This window comes from Azospirillum griseum (assembly GCF_003966125.1).
GTDB classification, from domain to species: Bacteria; Pseudomonadota; Alphaproteobacteria; order Azospirillales; family Azospirillaceae; genus Azospirillum; species Azospirillum griseum.
Genome location: NZ_RXMA01000049.1, coordinates 1 through 18,825, shown reverse-complemented (window position 1 = coordinate 18,825; position 18,825 = coordinate 1). Strand labels below are relative to the sequence as shown.

Sequence of the window (18,825 nt, the reverse complement as noted above, 5' to 3'; positions counted from 1 at the left end):
GCACCTTGGCCACGCCCAGCGGCTGGGTTTCCGCGTCCGTCTGCACCAGGATGGCGCGGTCCGCCCCCATCGCCAGCGCCGTCCGCAGTGTCTCTTGCGCCGCCGTCGGACCCACAGACACAGCGATGATCTCCGTCGCCGTGCCCGCTTCCTTCAACCGAACGGCCTCTTCAACGGCGATCTCGTCGAAGGGGTTCATGCTCATCTTCACGTTCGCGGTCTCAACGCCGCTGCCATCCGCCTTCACGCGGATCTTCACGTTGTAATCGACCACTCGTTTGACGGGGACGAGAACTTTCATCGCTTGCTTCACCCTTTCACACCACCGGTTGACGCCCGATCAGAGCGGTGACGGCGTTTCCGAAACACGAAGGACGATCTTGCCGACATGCGCGCCGGACTCCATGTGGCGGTGCGCCTCCGCCGCCTCCAGGAACGGAAAGACACGGTCCAGGACGGGCAGGCACCGCCCGGCTTCCAGCACCGGCCACACCCGCTCGCGCAATTCACGAGCGATCTCCGCCTTTTCCTCCGGCGAGCGCGACCGCATGGTGGAGCCGGTCACGACGACGCGCTTGAGCACCAGGCTTTGCAGATCGACCGACGTGGCGTAGCGCCCGCCCATGAAACCGATCACGACCAAGCGGCCATCCCGCGCCAGAACGGACAGGTTCCGGTCGAAATAGGAACCGCCCATGATGTCCAGAACGACATCCACCCCCCGGCCATCGGTGGCCTGAAGGATGGTTTCGGAAAAATCCGTGGTCCGATACTGGATCGCGGTGCCCCCCAGGGCGCGGATGGCGTCGCATTTCGCCTCGTCCCCGGCGGTGGCGAACGCCTCGATGCCGAATTCACGGCACAGAAGCAGGGCGGTGGTTCCGATTCCGCTGCTGCCGCCGTGAATCAGCACCCGATCCCCGGCGCGGGCACGGCCAAGGCCGAACAGATTGGCCCAGACCGTGAAGAAGGTTTCGGGCAACGCCGCCGCCTGAACCGCATCAAAGCCGCGCGGAATCGGCAGGAGTTGGCCAGCCGGAACGAGGCAGAACTCCGCGTAGCCGCCGCCGTTGGTCAGGCCGCAGACCCGATCCCCCGGTGCCCACCCGTCCACACCCGGACCGACCGCCACGACGACACCGGCGATTTCCAAACCGGGAACCGGGGTGACGCCGGGGGGCATCGGGTAATGGCCCTGCCGTTGAAGCACATCGGGACGGTTGATGCCCGCCGCCTCCACACGCACCAGAACATCGCCTGCGGCGGGTGTTGGCACCGGCGCGCCCTGGGCGCGGAGCACGGACGGTTCCCCCGGCGCGCTGATGACGATCTGCGTCATCCAATCAGGGTGGTTGGTCTGCGGCATGGCAATATCCTGGCAAAGGTCGAAACAGGGAGGGGGAGACGGTCGGGGGACGAACGGTCAGGGCAGGGAAAGCAGCGGGGTGAAGGCGATCTCCAGGCTGGTGCTGTGAAGACCGCGTTTGGCCGGATTGCCGGGGGTGCTGTTCACCGTCCGGATCAGGCACCGGTCCAGGCGGCCATCGACGACATCGACATCCACGATGTTCAGACCGCCGTAATCCTGCTCGAACGCCGAAAGACCGGCCAACCCGGCGCGGCAGGCCCAGGCCAGGATCATCCGGTTGACGCCGTCATGGGCGAACAGCGCCAGATGGGTCCATCCCGGCTCGACCACCAGGCGCTCGACCCGCGCGGTGACGCGATCATAGACCTCGGCGAAGCCATCCCCCCCGGCGAAGCGGGTGGAGCGGTCCACCCGGTCGAAGCCGGTGATGTAGGCGGCGTGACGGTCGCCCGGCGGGACCCGATCCACGCGTCCGGCCCGGATTTCCAGGAAGGCCGGGTCGTCCTCGATCCCCAGCCCGCGACCGGAAAGCGCGCGTTCCGCCGTTTGCCGGGTGCGGGGCAGGCCGGAGCAGATGGCCCGGTCGATGGGAATCCCGGCCAGCGCCGCCCCGACCGCGTCGGCCTGCGCCCGCCCCTGCTCCGACAGCCCCACCCCCTTCGGGTTGAGCGGCCGCCCCTGGTCGTCGTAATACGCCACATGCCCGTGGCGGATCAGATACAGGCGGCGGCGGGCGCGCGTGCCATCCAGCGGAACGAACATCGTCATGGCTGTGCACCCCATCCCTCAGTTCCGCAGCGGCTTGCCGGTGGCCAGAAGATGGTCCATGCGGGCCACGGACGCGGGCTGGTCGATCAGGCGCAGGATGTGGGTGCGCTCCAACGCCAACAGATCGTCCTCGCCCACCACACGCAGAAGGTCGGTGCGCCCACCGGACAGAACCTCGGCCAACTCCTTCGCCACGGCGACATCATGGACCGTCGCCCGCCCGACCGCGTGCAGCGCGTCCACGCCCATCCGCAGCGCCAGCGCGGCGGTGGGACCAGGCAGGCGCAGCTCGATCGGCCTCGGCGGGCTGTATCCCGGAACCAGCGCCAGGGCGGCGGCCTTGGCGTCGGCCAGCAACCGGTCCCGGTTGAAGGTCACACCATCGGACGGTCGCAGGAAACCCAACTCCTTGGCCTCGGCGGCGGAGCCGCTGACCTTGGCCGCGCGGATGGACTCAAAGGCCGCCTTGATCGGCTCCATCGGCCCGGCGGGGCGGTCCGTCACGCCGAATCGGCGGGCCAGCAACTCCTTGCAGCCTCCCCAGCCGGGGATCAGACCGGCGCGGGTTTCGACCAGTCCCATGACAAGGTCGGCGTGGGCCTGGACATGGTCGCAATGCAGCAGGATCTCGCAGCCCCCGCCCAGGGCCATGCCCCAGGCGGCCCCCACCACCGGGAAGGGCGCGCGCTTCATCGCCATCAGCGCGGTCTGTCCGACGCTGTTGAGGCGCAGCAGATCGTCGGTGCGCCCGTCCTTCGCGGCGCTGCGCACCTGATCCAGATTCGCGCCGACCGAGAAATTCTCACCCTCGTTGTGAATGACCAGCGCCGTCCACGCCCCGCGACCGTCGCCGATCACCTCGACGGCGTGCAGGATCATGGTCATCACGCCCACATCCAGGCTGTTGGATTTGGTGGTGAATTCCAGGCACAACACCCCGTCGCCCAAATCCCACAGCGCGGCGGATTCGCTGCGCGCGACCGGATCCCGGCCCCGCTTGACGTCCGACAGCGCCACCACGCCCTCCCGGACCGGCGCGTCCGCATAGTCACCACGAACGGTCAGATGCTGGACCCGCCCATCGGCCACGCGGTGGAAGGGTCGGCGGTCCGCCAACGCCAGCAAGGGAGGAACCAACCGCCCCTCCGCGCGCAGGGCGTCGGCCAACCATTCCGCCCCGACGCGGTCGATCAAGGCGAACGGCCCCTCCGACCAGTTGTAGCCAAGCCGCATCGCCTCATCGACCGACCGGACGCTGTCGGCGATGCCCGGGACCAGACCGGCGGCGTAACCCAGGGTTTCGAGCAGCACGCGCCGCAGGAACCGCCCGCCGCGATCCTCCTGCGCCAGCGCCGCCCGCAGCCCTTGCCGGGCCGCCGCCACGCTCGGCAGGGTCGGCGTGGCCAGGGGGCGGTACAGACCGCTGTCCAGATCCATCGCCTGTCGGCGCGCGATCCCGCCATGCGTCTCGGTGCGGTAAAAACCGCCCTTGCCTTTCCGACCGGTCAACCCGGCGTCGATCATCCACCGCAGCCGTTCATGATCGCGATAGACCTGCCGGAAATCATCGTCCAGGGGCAGCGTCTGGCGGAACGACCGGGCGATGTGCGGCATCAGATCCAGCCCGACCAGATCCACCAGCCCGAACACCCCGGTGCGCGGCACGCCCATGGCCTGGGACAGCAGGGCGTCCGCCTCCTCCACCGCCACCCCAAGGTCGAAGGCCGCCCCGATGGCGCTGTACATCCAGTAGGTGCCGATCCGGTTGGCGATGAAGCCGGGGCCGTCGTTGCACGACACCACCCCCTTGCCCAGCCGCCGGTCGGCGAAATCGGTGATCGCCGCCACCGCGTCGGCGCGCGTGTGACGACCGGCCACCAGCTCCATCAGGCGCATGTAGCGGGGCGGGTTGAAGAAATGAGAGATCAGGAAATCCTGGGCGAAGGCCGGGGATTGCCCATCGATTAGGCGCGTCAACGGAATGGTGGAGGTGTTGGACGACACCACCGACCCCGCCCGCCGCACCGTGTCGATGCGGCGGTACAGCGCGGCCTTGACCTCCGGGTCCTCGATCACCGCTTCGATGATCCAGTCCGCGTCGGCGAGCGCGCCCAGGTCGTCCTCCAGATTTCCCGGCGTGACCAGCGCCGCCGCCGCCCGGCTCATGAACGCGGCGGGCTGCACGCCCTTCAAGCGTTCCAGCGCGGCTTTGGCAAGGCGGGAGCGGTCGCCACCGGTCGCCGCCCCGGTTTCCGGAACGATGTCAAGCAGCAGAACCGGAACCCCGGCGTTGGCGATCTGCGCGGCGATGCCGCTGCCCATGACGCCGGAACCGACGACGGCGACCCGATTGATGGTCATCATGATGGTCCTTCCGCGTTCAAAGCGCTTCGAGAACGGTTGCGATGCCCTGCCCGCCGCCGATGCATTGGGTGGCGAGGGCGAACGCGCCGCCGTCGCGCGCCAGCAGCGACGCCGCCTTGCCGACGATGCGGGCACCGGTCGCGCCCAGCGGGTGGCCAAGGGCCAGGGCACCGCCGTCGCGGTTGACGCGCCCGTCGTCGAAACCCAGCTCGCGGGCCACCGCCATCGCTTGCACCGCGAACGCCTCGTTGCTTTCGATGACGGACAGGTCGCCCACGGCGATCGTCGCCCGCTTCAACGCCTTGCGCGTCGCCGACACCGGACCGATGCCCATGAAGGCCGGGTCGCAGCCCGACACGGCGGTGGCGCGAATGCGCGCGAGACAGGGCAGGCCCCGCGCCTTGGCGTATTCCTCGCTGGCGATCAGCAGCGCGGCGGCCCCGTCGGTCAAGGGCGACGAGGTGCCCGCCGTCACCGACCCGTCGCTGCGAAAGGCGGGCTTCAGGGTGGCCAGCGCCTCGACCGTGGCGTCGGCGCGCACGCAGCCGTCGCGATCCACCTCGGTTCCGTCCAGCAGGCGGATCGGCACGATCTCGTCGGCGAAACCGCCGCCCGCCTGGGCGGTCGCCGCCTTGCGGTGCGACCCGACGGCGTAGATCTCCTGTTCGGCCCGCGACACGCCATAGGCGTCGGCCAGATTTTCAGCGGTCAGCCCCATGGGCAGATAGGCCCCCGGTTCGCGCTCCGCCAACGCCGGGTTGGGCATCGGGTTGAAACCCATCATGGGGACGCGGCTCATGCTTTCGACGCCCGCCGCGATGAACAGCGATCCGGATCCCAGGGCGATGGCCCCGGCGGCCATGTGAACCGCCTGCATCGACGAACCGCACCAGCGGTTGATCGTGGCCCCCGCCACCCCACGCGGCAAATCCGCGTTCAGACCAACCATGCGCGCGATGTTGTATCCCTGCTCGCCTTCGGGAAAGGCGCAGCCGACGATCAGATCCTCGATCTCGGCGGGGTTGACCGGAACCTTGGTCAACAGCCCTTTGACGAGCTGGGCCAGCAGATCGTCGGGGCGAAGGGACGCCAGCGCCCCCTTGAAGGCAAGGGTGAAGGGTGATCGCGCATAGGCGACGACGACAGCGTTGGGCATGATGGGGGTTCCTCACCGGGGCAGGACGGAGACGGGGTTTCGCCTCTGGCGGCGTCAAAACGGCACGCCGACTGGCTGTCGGGCGGCCAAGCCGCGCGACCGCCGTCCCTGACGTTCAAAACATGGACGATGTGGAAAAGGGGAGACGGATGAGGAGCGCAGGGATTGACGCTCCGGCGGAGCGCCAATCCCATGCAGGTCAGCCGATCACCGGCCCAGCTGCGCGATGACCAGATCGGCCACGGCGCGGCCCGACGCCGGGTTTTGGCCGGTCACAACCCGCTGATCGGCCACGGCGAAGCTGTCCCAGGGCTGGCTGGCCTTTTCATAGACGGCCCCGCGCGCGGTCAGCGTGTCCTCGGTCAGAAACGGCACATGCTGGTCGAGCTGGGCCAGCTTTTCCTCTTCGTTCGAGAAGCCGGTCACGCGCTTTCCGGCGATCAGCAGATCGCCGTTCGACAGGCGGATGTTGAGCAGGCCGACCACGCCGTGACACACCCCGGACACCACCCCACCGCGCTCGTACACGCGGCGGCTGATGGCCTGAAGCTCCTCGTTGTCGGGGAAATCCCACATCACGCCGTGGCCGCCGACGTAATACACCGCCGCATACTCGTCGGCATTGACCTCCGACGGTTTCAGGGTGGCGCCCAGGCGGTTCATGAACGCCTTGTTCTGGTACCATTCCCAGTCAACCGGGCTGGCCATGGCCAGGCTGTGCGGGTCGATCGGGGTGTAGCCGCCGCGCGGGCTGACGTAATCGACGGTGAAACCGGCCTTTTCGACCGGCTCGACGAAATGCACGGCTTCACCCAACCACACGCCGGTGGCGCGATCCATCGACGGGTATTTCTCGACACCGGTCAGGACGATCAGGATTTTGGACGACACGATTCACCTCATTGGAACAAACGGGAACAAAACAGAAGGAACGGAGGGGCGGAACGCAGAGACGGGTCAGGCGTATCGCGGGTTGGACACGGCCAGCCGCGCGCGGGTGATCGCCCACAAGGTGGATCGCAGCGCGGGCGATCCATCGAACCGCCCCTCGGCGATCGCGGCGCACAGGCGGCGCGACAGCGTGTCTTCGTCGCCCTCCTCGCCCAGAAGCTGGCGCAGCGGACCAACCACATCCGGCGGCCCCTGCATCTCGCGTTCGGCGATGGAAAGCGCGCGCGCGATCATCATCGCGTCGACCCGGCGGTTTGACGGCAGAACCGGCAGAATCTCGGCCCGAAAGGTCTGGAGCGCAATGTCAACCAGGCCACGGGCGTCGGGCAAATCGGTCATCACACCCCCATCCCTTCCAAAGCGTCCAGATGCAGCAGCAGGTCATGTTCGATTTCCGGGCGCATCCGTCCGGTCAGCGCCAGTTGCAGCGACGGTTCGACACCGGAGGTGTGGCGGCGGCCCTGTTGAACCGACATGATCGCCCACCGCACATAAGCGGCGGTTTCCCAATAGGCCACACGCACCGGGTCAACCGCCCGCCCGGCGGACTCCTCGTACCCGGCGTAGAGATCCGCGCGGTCGGCGATGCCGCCCGCCTCGCGGTCCATCCGGCCAAAACGCCAACTGCGCGCGCAGAACCAGGCGAGATCCTCCATCGGGTCCGACCAGCCCGCGAACTCCCAATCAAGAATGGCGGTCAACCGCCCGTCCTGAACCAGATAATTGCCGGTGCGGAAATCGCCGTGGCACAGCGCCACCTCCTGGCGGGCCGGAATGTTGCGTTCCAGCCAGCGCAGGCCATAGGCCAGAACCGGGTCGCGCCCGGCCTCCGCCCCCGCCCAGCCGCGAAAGGTGGCGATCGCCTTGCGGGCCGGATCGGTGGTGAGCGGCGGCAAGCATTCCAGCCCCGCCGCACCGGGGCGGACGCGGTGCAGCTTGCCCAACTCCCGCCCCAACTGCCGGGCCAGCGCCCGCAGCGGTTCGTCGGCCTTGACCAGGACATGCCCGCTGGCCACCCCCTCGGCGCGGCGCATCAGATAGAAGGGGCGGCCGATCAACCCGGCGTCCAGGCACACCGCCAGGGGTTCGGGGGCCGCAACCCCGGCCTGACAGGCCGCGCGCAGGACGGCGAACTCATCGGTCTTGCTCAGGCTGGCGTCCACCCCCATGGCGGCGGCGGCCCGCAGCACCGCCTCGTGCCAGCCCTGCATCGGCCCGCCATCGACCTGAAGGACCAGGGCGAGGTTTTCCGACACAGCGCCACCGCCCAGCCGGTCGACGTCGTCGATGCGGACATGGTCCGCCCCGAAACGCTCGGCCAGCCAGGCTTCCAAGGCAGGCCGCTTTTCATGAACGATCAGTTCCATGACCAGAACCCATCGCCTTCCTTCAGATACGCGCCGCTGAGCACCATCTTGTGCACCTCCGACGCGCCATCGACCAGACGGGCCACGCGGGCGTAGCGGTAGATCCATTCCAGAACCGTGTCCTTGGAATAGCCACGGCCGCCGCACAGCTGCATGGCGGTGTCGACGGATTTGTGCAGGGTGTCCGCGACCAGAACCTTGGCCATCGACAGCTCTTTCTTGGCAAAGCGGCCCTGGTCGAGCTGCCAGGCGGCCTTCATCACCATCAGGCGGCCCAATTCGATCTGCATCGCCGCCTCGCCCAGCATCCATTGGACGCCTTCATGCTCGGCCAGCGTCATGCCAAAGCTGCGGCGCTCCTTCACATACTCCGCCGCCACCTCCAGGCTGCGCTTGGACAGGCCAAGCCACCGCATGCAATGGGTCAGGCGGGCGGTGCCAAGGCGGATTTGCGTGACCTTCAGCCCGTCGCCAACGTTCAGCAGAATGTTCTCGTCGGGAATTTCCAGCCCTTCGAACACCAGCTCGCAGTGACCGCCATGCTCCTCCGGCCCCATGATCGGGATGCGCCGCTCGATCCGCCAACCGGGTTGGTCCTTGTCAAACAGGAAGGCGGTCAAGCCCTTGCGGGCGTCGTCGGAGGTGCGGGCGAGGAGAATGAAATGCTGGGCACCATCGGCCCCGCTGATGAACCATTTGCGGCCATTGACGATCCAGCGGTCGCCCCGCCGTTCCGCCTTGGTCAGCATCATCGTGGGGTCGGAACCGCCGCCGGGGTGCGGTTCGGTCATCGCAAAGGCGCTGCGGACCCGGCCATCCACGAGCGGGTGGAGCCAGCGTTCCTTCTGCGCCGGGGTGCCGACCTTGTTCAGCAGCATCATGTTGCCGTCGTCGGGGGCGGCGCAGTTGAAGCAGACCGGCCCGAACAGCGAGCGCTGCATCTCCTCGTAGCAGGCCGCCATGCCAACCACCGACAGCCCCTGCCCGCCCAGCTCCCTGGGCATCTGCAAGGCCCACAGACCGGCGGCCTTCACCTTGGCGCGGATTTCGGCGGTCTTCGCCTCGGTGATGTTTTCGTGCTCGTCCCATTGCGACCGGTCGGCCTCATAGGGGAGAATCTCCGCTTCGACAAAGGCCCGCACACGGCGGCGGTAATCCTCGATCTCCGGGGACAGCGTGAAGTCCATCGCTTGAATTCCTTGTTGGTGCGCGCGCAACCGTCACAGCGTGTTGACGAGATGACCGCCGTCCACCGCCAGGACGGAACCGGTCATGAAGGACGAGGCGTCGGAACACAGCAGCAGCAGCGGCCCGTCCAACTCCTCCGCCCGTCCCAAGCGCCGCATCGGCACGCGCTTGATCATCGTCTGCCCGGCGTCGGTGGCGAAAAAGTCGCGATTGAGGTCGGTTTCGATGTAGCCGGGGCACAGGGCGTTCACGCGGATGCGGTGCCGCGCCAGCTCCAGCGCCATGGCCTTGGTCAGATGCACCAGACCAGCCTTGGACACGGCGTAGGGCGCGATCTGGCTGGCAACGCGCAGGCCGGCGACCGACGCGATGTTGACGATGCTGCCGCCACGCTCGCCCTGGGCGCGCATGATGGCCCCAACCTCCTTGCCAACCAGGAAGCACCCTTTCAGATTGGTGTCGACGATGCGGTCCCAATCCTCGCTGTCCAGATCCAGAAAGGCTTTGGTCTGGGCGGTCCCCGCGTTGTTGACCAGAATGTCGATGCCGCCGAACCGCGCCGCCGCCGCCGCCACACCGGCGCGCACCGACGCGGGATCGGTCACGTCCATCGGCAGCGCCAGGGCGGTTCCACCGGCGCTCTCGATCTCCGCACAGACCGTGTTCAGGCTTTCAACCCGCCGGGCGGCCACGGCCACGGCCGCCCCCGAGCGCGCCAGGAGGCTGGCGAAATGCCGCCCCAGCCCGCTGGACGCCCCGGTCACGAGGGCGGTCCGGCCCTTCAAGTCCACGCTTACGCTCATGTTCGTTTCCCCCATGTGGGACACCGACGGCCCGCCCGGTGGCGGCCCGTCATTGCGCCTCGGCCAGCCGCGTCATCAGCATGGTCCGCAGGGCGGTTTTCAGAATTTTCCCCGTGGCCGTGTGCGGCAGCTCATCCAGCACGACAAGATCGGTCGGGATGCACCATTTGGCGACCTTGCCCTCGTAAAAGGCGATCATGTCCGCCGCCGTCAGCGCCGCCCCCTCCTTGAGGACCACCGCAAGGAGGGGGCGCTCGCTCCATTGGGCGTCCGGCCGCGCCACCACCGCCGCCTCGCGCACCGCCGGATGCCCGACCGCGATGTTTTCCAGTTCGATGGAGCTGATCCATTCGCCGCCCGATTTGATCAAATCCTTGGCGCGATCCACGATCTGGATGTAACCGTCGGCGTCCATGGTCACGATGTCGCCGGTTTCGAACCAGCCGGGTGTGGCGTGGCTGGGGCTGTCGGACACACCATAATACCCCGCCGCCACCCACGGCCCCCGCACCAGCAGCCGCCCATAGGACTCGCCGTCATGCGGGACCTCGGCCCCCTCCTCGTCCACCACACGGAATTCAATGCCGTAGAACGGCCGCCCCTGCTTCAAGGCCAAGGCGGAGCGCTCCTCCGGCGACCACAGCGCGTGCTTGGGCTTCGGCAGGCTGGTGCAGCTGGCCGCGTGCGTTTCGGTCATCCCCCAGCCATGGATGGCGTTGACGCCGCGTTGACGAAACTGTTCGATCATCACCGGCGGGCAGGCGGAACCACCGATGATCAGCCGCTTCAGCGACGCGATCGACCGGTCCGGGTGGGCGTCCAGCCAGGCCAGCAGCCCCATCCACACCGTCGGCACCCCGGCGGTCAGGCTGACCTGTTCGGCTTCGATCAGGTCGGTCAGGCTGGCCCCGTCCAGCTTCGGGCCGGGCAACACCAGCTTGGCCCCGACCATCGGCGCGGAATAGATGAAGCCCCAGGCGTTGATGTGGAACATCGGCACGACCGGCATCACCACATCCATCGGCGACACCCCCAGCGCGCCGGGCATGCAGATGGTCATGCTGTGCAGAACGCACGAACGGTGGCTGTACAGCACGCCTTTCGGGTGTCCCGTGGTGCCGGAGGTGTAGCACATGGCGGCCGCCGTGTTCTCATCGAACTCCGGCCAGACGAAGGCGTCGGGCTGGTCCGCCAGCAGCGTTTCGTAACACAGCAGGTTCGGAAGCGCCGAAGCGGCGGGCATGTTGGCCGCGTCCGTCAGGACGACCACCGCCTTCAGCCGGGTCAGTTGATCGGCGATCCCCTCCAGCATGCCGAGGAAGCTCAGATCGGTGAACAGCACCTCGTCTTCGGCGTGGTTGATGATGTAGGCGATCTGCTCCGGGAACAGGCGCGGGTTGATGGTGTGGCAGACCATGCCCGATCCGGACACGGCGTAATACAGCTCCAGATGGCGGTAGCCGTTCCAGGCCAGGGTTCCCACCCGCGCGCCCGGCACCACCCCCAACGCCACCAGGGCGTTGGCCAGCCGCCGCGCGCGAGCCGCCGCCTGGGCGTAGCTGTAGCGATGGATCGGCCCTTCGACGGTGCGCGACACGATCTCGCGATCGCCATGATACGTTTCGGCGTACCGCAGGATCGAGGAGACCAACAGCGGGACATCCATCATGTTGCCAAGCAGCATAGCGTCACTTTCCCTTCAATCCTTGCGGCCTCGTGGGCGTCCCGGTTATTTCTTGACCAGTGGGCATTCGCTCAACGCCAGCGGTTGAAACGCGTCGGCGGCCGGGATGGTGCGAAGGATCTTGAAATAGTCCCACGGCCCTTTGGATTCGGCCGGGGTTTTCACCTGCGCCAGATACATGTCGTGGATCATGCGCCCGTCGGGCCGGATCGACGCGTTGCGGGCGAAGGGGTCCTGGATGGGCAGCTCGCGCATCTTGGCCGCCACCACATCCCCCTCGGTCGCCTTGGCCGCCTGCGCCGCGCGCAGATAATGCAGCACCGCCGAATACACACCCGCGTGAACCTCGGTCGGACGACGCCCGTCGCCCATGCGTTCGGTCCAGCGGTCGGACCAGGCGCGGGCTTGATCGTCGAAATTCCAATAAAAGCCCGTGGTCAGCATCAGGCCCTTGGCCGTGTCCAAACCCAGGGAGTGGATGTCTGTGATCCAGGTGGTCAGCGCCACGACGCGTTGACCGGCTTCGGTGATGCCGAACTCCCGCGCCTGCTTCAGCGCGTTGATCATGTCACCGCTGGAATTGGCCAGCGCGATCACATCCGCGCCGGACGCCTGGGCTTGCAGCAGGAAGGAGGAGAAATCCGACGAATTCAGCGGGTGCCGCGCGCTGCCGCTGACCTTGCCGCCCGCCGCCGTGACGATCCCGGCGGCCTCGGCTTCCAACGCGTGGCCAAACCCGTAATCGACGGTCACGAAATACCATTTGGCGCTCCCCTGACCGAGCGATGAGCGCACCACCCCGTTGGCCAGGGCGTAGGTGTCCCACACCCAATGGAAGGATGTCGGGCTGCATCCCTTGTTCGTCAGCACCTTGGACCCCGCACCGGTGGTCAGCAGCACACGGTTGGTGGCGCGGGTGATCTCCTGAACCGCCAACGCCATGGCCGTGTTCGGCACATCGACGATGGCATCGACCTTGTCCTGGTCGATCCATTTCCGGGCGATCGACGCGCCGACGTCCGCCTTGTTCTGGCCGTCGGCCATCAGCACGCGGATCGGCTTGCCGTCGATGGTTCCGCCGAAATCCTCAACCGCCATCCGGGCGGCCTCGACCGAGCCTTTGCCGGTCGGGTCGGCGTAGACGCCGCTCAAATCGGTGAGCACCCCGATCGCGACGCCGCGTTCGGGAATGTCGGCGTGGGACACGCCCACGGAGGCGGCGACCCAGGCCGCCGCGATGATCGGTTTCAGGGAGCGGTGCATGAACGTTTCCTCGGGTTCGTCCGGACACGGCCCGGTTTCGAGCGCTCGTGTCTGTTTGTCTGCTTGTCGGACAAAGACATCGTTGTCGAAGACACTCGCAATGTCAAGCCCGATGTGAACAGCCACCTGGAGCATGAACGGGACCGGGTCCAAGCGCCGCGCATCGGGTTGCGCATCGGGACAGACCGGATCACACCGCGTCATATTGTCGGATAAACGGACTGTGTGTTACGGTAGCCGTGGTTTAAAATCACAACGCGCCCACCACCCGCGCACACCGGGCGGAGGCGATCACACAGGCTGTTGGGTTGACATCATGGACACATTGCCGCCGCCCCAGGACACCGATGGCCGGGACGAGATCGAACCGATCAACGCCACGCCCGCCTACAAGCTGGTGGCCGCCGCGCTGGAGCGGCTGATCGTGTCGGGAAAGGTCAAGCCGGGCGAAGCGATCGGCACCGAAGCGGAGCTGGTGAAGAAATTCGGGGTCAACCGATCCACCGTGCGCGAGGGCATCCGCCTTTTGGAGCAGGGCGGGCTAATCCGCCGGGATTCGAGCCGCCGCCTCTACGCCAGCGTCCCGCGTTACGACCGGCTGGCCTGCCGCATCAGCCGCGCGTTCGTCCTCCACGAGGTGTCGTTCCGCGAGCTGTGGGAATCAATGACGGCCATCGAAACCGCCGTGGTCGAGCTGGCGGCGGAGCGCATCACCCCCGATCTGCTCGGCGAGCTTGATCTGAATCTCAAAAAAACCGCCAGGATGATCGACTCCCCGGCCGATCTCGCCCAGCTCGATGTCGAGTTTCACGCGATCGTCAGCAAAGCGGCGGGAAACCGGGTGCTGCAACTGGCCCGCGAGCCGAGCAACCTCCTGCTTCACCCGTCGGACGAGATGCTGTTCAAGATCAGCCCGATCGCCGCGCAGCGCAATCTCAAGGCTCACGCGGCGCTGCTGGACGCCCTGCACAAGCACGACAAGGCCGAGGCGGTGCTGTGGATGCGGCGGCATCTCAACGATTGGAAAAAGGCGTTCGAGTTGCTCGGCAAGTCGCTGGATGAACCGATTGACCGGATTTGCGCCGACCACATCCTTGAAATGCAGTAAAATCGCTCTCTTATAAAAAACTCTTCCTCGCAAATAAAATATGGAGCGGGATATCTCAATCCCGCTCCAAGTCGAAGCGCTTCACTAGGGAGGAACAAACAAGCGCAACAGCCTTCTTTTAACTGATGCTGTATTCCATGGTCAATGGATCGATATGACGTTCGCTGAATTTTTTACTTCGACAATTCACAATTGATCCACGTCCACATCCATGATCGCCTGCGTTCCATCGATCACGGTGACGCGGTGGGCCGCCACCCGGCACAGGATGTGATGGGCGTAGAACGCCGCCGTCGCCAATTTGGCCGACAGGAATCCGTCGTCGGTTTCCCCGGCTTGCAGCCGCCGCAACGCCGCCCGCGCGCCGATGCCCAGCCCATGCCCGCCGGCCACCAGACCAAAGGCATCCAGGAACGGCCCGGCGGCACCGGCGGTCAGGTCCGGGTGTTGGCCCTGCTTCAGAATCCAGCGGGCCATGTCGTTCAGGCTCCGGCACGCGTCGGCCAGACCACGCCCCAGCGTTTGCAGATGCAGATTGTCGCTTGCGGTCATCGCGTCGGCGTTGCGGGCCACCTCGGCGGTGTAGGCGGACAGCGCCGCGCCGCCGTCGCGCAGCAGCTTGCGGTTCACCAGATCGTTGGCCTGGATCGCCGTGGTGCCTTCATAGATGGTGGTGATGCGCGCGTCGCGCAGATGCTGCGCCGCTCCGGTTTCCTCGATGTACCCCATGCCCCCGTGAATCTGGATGCCGAGCGAGGCGATGTCCTGGCCGGTTTCGGTGCACCATCCCTTCGTCACCGGGGTCAACAACTCTTCCAACGCGGCGGCTTCCGCCCGCGTTTTGGCGTCGGGGTGGCGGTGCCGGCGGTCGTGCGCGGCGGCCGTGCTGTAGACCAAGGCCCGCATGGCCTCGATCCGCGCCTTCATCCCCATCAAGGTGCGCCGCACGTCCGGGTGATGGATGATGGCCGCCCGCGAGGTCCCCTGCCACCCGGCGGGAACCCCCTGCACCCGATCGCGCGCGTAGGCCCGCGCCTGCTGATAGGCCCGTTCGGCGATGGCCAGCCCTTGCAGGCCAACCGATTGGCGGGCGTGGTTCATCATGACGAACATCTGGGCCAGCCCCTTGTTCGGCTCGCCCACCAGCCAGCCCTGGGCACCGCCCTGCTCGCCAAAGGCCAGAACCGCCGTTGGGCTGCCATGGATGCCCAGCTTGTGTTCCAGGGACACACAGGACACGTCGTTGCGCGCGCCCAGACTGCCATCGGGGTTGACCAACCGCTTCGGCACCAGAAACAGGGAGATCCCTTTCACCCCCTCCGGCGCGTCCGGCAAGCGCGCCAGCACCAGATGGATGATGTTGTCCGTCAGATCGTGATCGCCGTAGGTGATGAAGATCTTCTGGCCGAACAGGCGGTGGCTGCCGTCCTCCATCGGCACCGCGCGGGTGCGGATGGCCGCCAGATCGGACCCGGCCTGCGGTTCCGTCAAATTCATGGTTCCGGTCCAGACCCCCGACACCATGGGCGGCAGATACACCGCCTTCAGGGCGTCCGACCCGAATTGGCGCAGGGCGTTGACCGCTCCCTGGGTCAGCAGGGGGCACAGACCGAACGCCATGTTGGCCGCATGCCACAATTCGCCCACGGCGACGTTCAGCGTGTTGGGCAGCCCCATGCCGCCCCACTCCGGTTCGAAGGCCAGGCCGTTCCACCCGCCATCGATCAGCGTCTTCCAGGCGTCACCCCAGCCATCGGGGGTGGTGACGCGCCCCTCGGACCACCGCGCGCCCTGACGGTCGCCGGTGCGGTTCAAGGGGGCCAACACATCCTCGGCGATCCGCCCGGCCTCGCCCAGGATCGAATCGACCAGCTCGCCCGTGCTGTCCTCGAACCCGGGCAGGGCGCTGACGGCCCCAAGATTGGCAACCTCATCCAGAACAAAACGGATGTCGCGCAGGGGCGCGGTGAAGGTGGTCATGAGCAAAGCTTCCCATTGAAACTGAAACGTTGAGCCGCCGTGCGATCAGACCGGCGGGCGTGGGGTGATGCGCAGACGCGCGGAGAGTTCACCGACGATCCCCTTGCGGAACAGCAGCACGCAAACGACGAAGCACCCGCCGATGACCACCGGAACCGGCAGGTTGGTGGCCGCCAGATAACTTTCCAGCGTCACCACCAGCGCCGCGCCCACCACCGGGCCGAACAGCGTCCCCATGCCGCCCAGCAGCGTCATCAGCACGACCTCGCCCGACATTTGCCACTGCACATCGGTCAGGCTGGCGAGCTGGAACACGATCGCCTTGGTGCCCCCGGCCAGCCCCGCCAGCGCCGCCGACAGCACGAAGGCCACCAGCTTGTAACGGTCGGTGCGGTAGCCGAGCGACACCGCGCGCTGCTCGTTCTCGCGGATCGCCTTCAACACCTGCCCGAAGGGGGAATGCACCGCGCGCCAGATGATGACGCAACCGGCCAGGCACACCGCCAGCACCGTGTAGTACATCGCCAGCGGGTCGTTCAGATCGATCACGCCGAACAGGGTGCCGCGCGGGACCGCCTGGATGCCGTCCTCGCCGTGGGTGAAGGGCAGTTGAAGGGCGGTGAAATACACCATCTGGGCCAAGGCCAGGGTGATCATGGCGAAATAGATGCCCTGCCGCCGGATCGCCAACGCGCCGAACACCAGCCCCAACGCGGCGGAACCGGCGGTCCCCAGCAGGATGCCGACCTCGGTCGGCAGCCCCCACACCTTCACCGCGTGCGCGGTGATGTAGGCGGCACCGCCAAAAAACGCGGCGTGGCCAAAGCTCAGCAGCCCGCCAAACCCGATCAGCAGATTGAAGGCGCAGGCGAACAGGGCGAAGCACAGAACCTTCATCACGAAGATGGGGTACAGCAGGAAGGGGGCCGCGACCAACGCGACAAGCCCGGCGAGCGACAGCGCGACCAACCCGGGGGCGCGAAACGCGGCGACCGCCACGGGGGACGTGACCACCCCGGTTGAGGATGAGGTGCCCATGGCTTATTTCTCCCGCCCGAAGAGGCCGGCCGGTTTGACCAGCAGAACCACGGCCATGATGACGAACACGACGATGTTGGAGGCTTCGGGGTAGACGACCTTGGTCAACCCCTCCAACAGCCCCAGCCCCAGGCCGGTGAGGATGGCCCCCAGGATCGACCCCATGCCGCCGATCACCACCACGGCGAACACGATGATGATCAGGTTGGACCCCATCAGCGGCGACACCTGATAGATCGGCGCGGCCAGCACCCCGGCAAAACCCGCCAACGCCACACCGAACGCGTAGGTCAGCGACACCATCACCGGCACATTGATGCCGAAGGCCTGAACCAGCACCGGGTTTTCGGTGGCGGCGCGCAGATAGGCCCCCAGCCGGGTGCGTTCGATGGCGAACCAGGTGCCGAAGCAAACAACCAGCGACGCCGCGATCACCCAGCCGCGATAATTCGGCAGGAACATGAAGCCCAGATTCTGCCCGCCCTTCAGCAGGTCGGGAATCGGATAGGGCTGGCCCGACACGCCGTATTGATGGCGGAACGCGCCTTCCAACATCAGCGCCAGACCGAAGGTCAGCAACAGGCCATAGAGATGATCGAGCCGGTACAGCCGCCGCAGCATCGTGCGTTCCAGCACCAGCCCGATCCCCCCGACCACCAGCGGGGCCAGCAGCAGCGCCCAGCCATAGCCCACACCGCACACGCTCAGCAGCAGCCAGGCGACGAAGGCTCCCAGCATGTACAAGGCACCGTGCGCCATGTTGATGACGTTCAGCATTCCGAAAATCACCGCCAAGCCAAGGCTGAGCAGCGCGTAAAAGGATCCGTTGATCAACCCCAGCAGAAGCTGACCGAACAGCGCCTGCGACGGGATTCCAAAAACAATGCCCATGATGCGAATCCCCGAAAGCGGGTCACACACCGAGATAGGTGTGGAGCTTGTCCATGTTGGCGTCGAGCTGGTCGTTCGGGATCATGTCGACGACATGCCCCTCTTCCATCACGTAATGGCGGTCGGCGATGGTGGCGGCGAAGCGGAAATTCTGCTCGACCAGCACGATCGTGAAGCCGCGCTGCTTCAGCGCCCGCACCGCCACGCCGATCTGTTCGATGATGACCGGGGCCAGGCCCTCGGTCGGTTCGTCCAACAGGATCAGAGTGGCCCCGGTGCGCAGGATGCGGGCGATGGCCAGCATCTGCTGCTCACCACCCGACAGCCGGGTTCCCTGGGTCGAGCCGCGCCCCTTCAGATTGGGGAACAGGTCGTAAATCTGCTCCACCGTCATCCCGCCTTCCTTGATGACCGGCGGCAGGGTCAGGTTTTCATCGACGCTGAGGCTGGAGAAAATCCCGCGCTCCTCCGGCACATAGCCGATGCCCAGGCGCGGGATCCTGTGCTGGGCCATGCCGATCAGCTCCTGCCCCTGGAAGCGGATGGAGCCTGTGCGCTTGCCCATGATCCCCATGATCGCGCGCATGGTGGACGTCTTGCCCGCCCCATTGCGGCCCAGCAGCGTCACCACCTCGCCCTGCCGCACCTCCAGCGACACGCCGTGCAGGACGTGGCTTTCGCCGTAGAAGCCGTGAAGGTCGCTGATTTCCAGCATGGCGGTTTTCGTGATCGAACCGTCAGGCATGCCCGCTCCCCATATAGGCTTCCATCACTTGCGGATTCTTCGAAACGACCTCATAAGGCCCCTCGGCGAGGATCTCGCCGCGCCGCAGGACGGTGATGGTGTCCGACAGATGGGCGACGACCGACAGGTTGTGTTCCACCATCAGCACGG

General features: G+C 66.7%; 18 protein-coding genes. 1 reads left to right on the top strand and 17 read right to left on the bottom strand.

Annotation, left to right across the window (positions count from 1 at the left end; genetic code table 11):
• The 12 genes from EJ903_RS27845 to EJ903_RS25060 all read right to left on the bottom strand — a co-directional run.
• A partial coding sequence (locus tag EJ903_RS27845) for an electron transfer flavoprotein subunit beta/FixA family protein (RefSeq protein WP_425455520.1) occupies positions 1-301 on the bottom strand: 301 nt, incomplete at its 3' end.
• A 39-nt stretch (positions 302-340) separates the two neighbouring features.
• On the bottom strand, positions 341-1,366 hold the full coding sequence (locus EJ903_RS25110; RefSeq protein WP_210211557.1) for an NAD(P)H-quinone oxidoreductase: 1,026 nt from the start codon (positions 1,364-1,366) through the stop codon (positions 341-343).
• 57 nt (positions 1,367-1,423) lie between these two features.
• Positions 1,424-2,137 (bottom strand): histidine phosphatase family protein, encoded by a 714-nt coding sequence (locus EJ903_RS25105; protein WP_126620619.1) that lies wholly within the window; start codon positions 2,135-2,137, stop codon positions 1,424-1,426.
• Between the two features lie 18 nt (positions 2,138-2,155).
• A complete protein-coding gene (locus tag EJ903_RS25100) occupies positions 2,156-4,501 on the bottom strand; it encodes a 3-hydroxyacyl-CoA dehydrogenase/enoyl-CoA hydratase family protein (RefSeq protein WP_210211556.1) in 2,346 nt (781 codons plus the stop codon).
• Between the two features lie 16 nt (positions 4,502-4,517).
• The gene (locus EJ903_RS25095; protein WP_126620618.1) at positions 4,518-5,657 is read right to left on the bottom strand and encodes a thiolase family protein; all 1,140 of its coding nucleotides are present in this window, start codon (positions 5,655-5,657) and stop codon (positions 4,518-4,520) included.
• Between the two features lie 207 nt (positions 5,658-5,864).
• Positions 5,865-6,548, bottom strand: a complete 684-nt coding sequence (locus tag EJ903_RS25090) for a type 1 glutamine amidotransferase domain-containing protein (RefSeq protein WP_126620617.1) — start codon at positions 6,546-6,548, stop codon at positions 5,865-5,867.
• 66 nt (positions 6,549-6,614) lie between these two features.
• A complete protein-coding gene (locus EJ903_RS25085) occupies positions 6,615-6,947 on the bottom strand; it encodes a DUF6285 domain-containing protein (protein ID WP_246015966.1) in 333 nt (110 codons plus the stop codon).
• Positions 6,947-7,975 (bottom strand): phosphotransferase family protein, encoded by a 1,029-nt coding sequence (locus EJ903_RS25080; protein ID WP_126620615.1) that lies wholly within the window; start codon positions 7,973-7,975, stop codon positions 6,947-6,949. Before EJ903_RS25080 ends, EJ903_RS25085 begins: the two co-directional genes overlap by 1 nt.
• Positions 7,966-9,162 carry an acyl-CoA dehydrogenase family protein gene (locus EJ903_RS25075; protein WP_126620614.1) on the bottom strand — a complete coding sequence of 399 codons (1,197 nt, stop codon included), beginning with the start codon at positions 9,160-9,162 and terminating at the stop codon, positions 7,966-7,968. Before EJ903_RS25075 ends, EJ903_RS25080 begins: the two co-directional genes overlap by 10 nt.
• A 33-nt stretch (positions 9,163-9,195) precedes the next feature.
• The gene (locus tag EJ903_RS25070; RefSeq protein ID WP_126620613.1) at positions 9,196-9,966 is read right to left on the bottom strand and encodes a glucose 1-dehydrogenase; all 771 of its coding nucleotides are present in this window, start codon (positions 9,964-9,966) and stop codon (positions 9,196-9,198) included.
• A 49-nt stretch (positions 9,967-10,015) separates the two neighbouring features.
• Positions 10,016-11,650 carry a long-chain-fatty-acid--CoA ligase gene (locus EJ903_RS25065; protein ID WP_126620612.1) on the bottom strand — a complete coding sequence of 545 codons (1,635 nt, stop codon included), beginning with the start codon at positions 11,648-11,650 and terminating at the stop codon, positions 10,016-10,018.
• 45 nt (positions 11,651-11,695) lie between these two features.
• Positions 11,696-12,913, bottom strand: a complete 1,218-nt coding sequence (locus EJ903_RS25060; protein WP_126620611.1) for an ABC transporter substrate-binding protein — start codon at positions 12,911-12,913, stop codon at positions 11,696-11,698.
• Between the two features lie 316 nt (positions 12,914-13,229).
• On the opposite strand from EJ903_RS25060, the gene EJ903_RS25055 reads away from it, so the two are divergent.
• The gene (locus EJ903_RS25055) at positions 13,230-14,021 is read left to right on the top strand and encodes a FadR/GntR family transcriptional regulator (RefSeq protein ID WP_126620610.1); all 792 of its coding nucleotides are present in this window, start codon (positions 13,230-13,232) and stop codon (positions 14,019-14,021) included.
• Between the two features lie 186 nt (positions 14,022-14,207).
• On the opposite strand, the gene EJ903_RS25050 is transcribed toward EJ903_RS25055, so the two are convergent.
• The 5 genes from EJ903_RS25050 to EJ903_RS25030 all read right to left on the bottom strand — a co-directional run.
• On the bottom strand, positions 14,208-16,001 hold the full coding sequence (locus EJ903_RS25050; protein ID WP_126620609.1) for an acyl-CoA dehydrogenase family protein: 1,794 nt from the start codon (positions 15,999-16,001) through the stop codon (positions 14,208-14,210).
• 45 nt (positions 16,002-16,046) lie between these two features.
• Entirely contained in the window at positions 16,047-17,039 is a 993-nt protein-coding gene (locus EJ903_RS25045; protein ID WP_126620608.1) for a branched-chain amino acid ABC transporter permease, read from the bottom strand.
• 3 nt (positions 17,040-17,042) lie between these two features.
• Entirely contained in the window at positions 17,043-17,930 is an 888-nt protein-coding gene (locus EJ903_RS25040; RefSeq protein ID WP_126620607.1) for a branched-chain amino acid ABC transporter permease, read from the bottom strand.
• A 22-nt stretch (positions 17,931-17,952) separates the two neighbouring features.
• Entirely contained in the window at positions 17,953-18,675 is a 723-nt protein-coding gene (locus EJ903_RS25035; protein WP_126617946.1) for an ABC transporter ATP-binding protein, read from the bottom strand.
• On the bottom strand, positions 18,668-18,825 hold a 158-nt coding region (locus EJ903_RS25030; protein ID WP_483964204.1), incomplete at its 5' end, for an ABC transporter ATP-binding protein C-terminal domain-containing protein. The genes EJ903_RS25035 and EJ903_RS25030, both read right to left, overlap by 8 nt.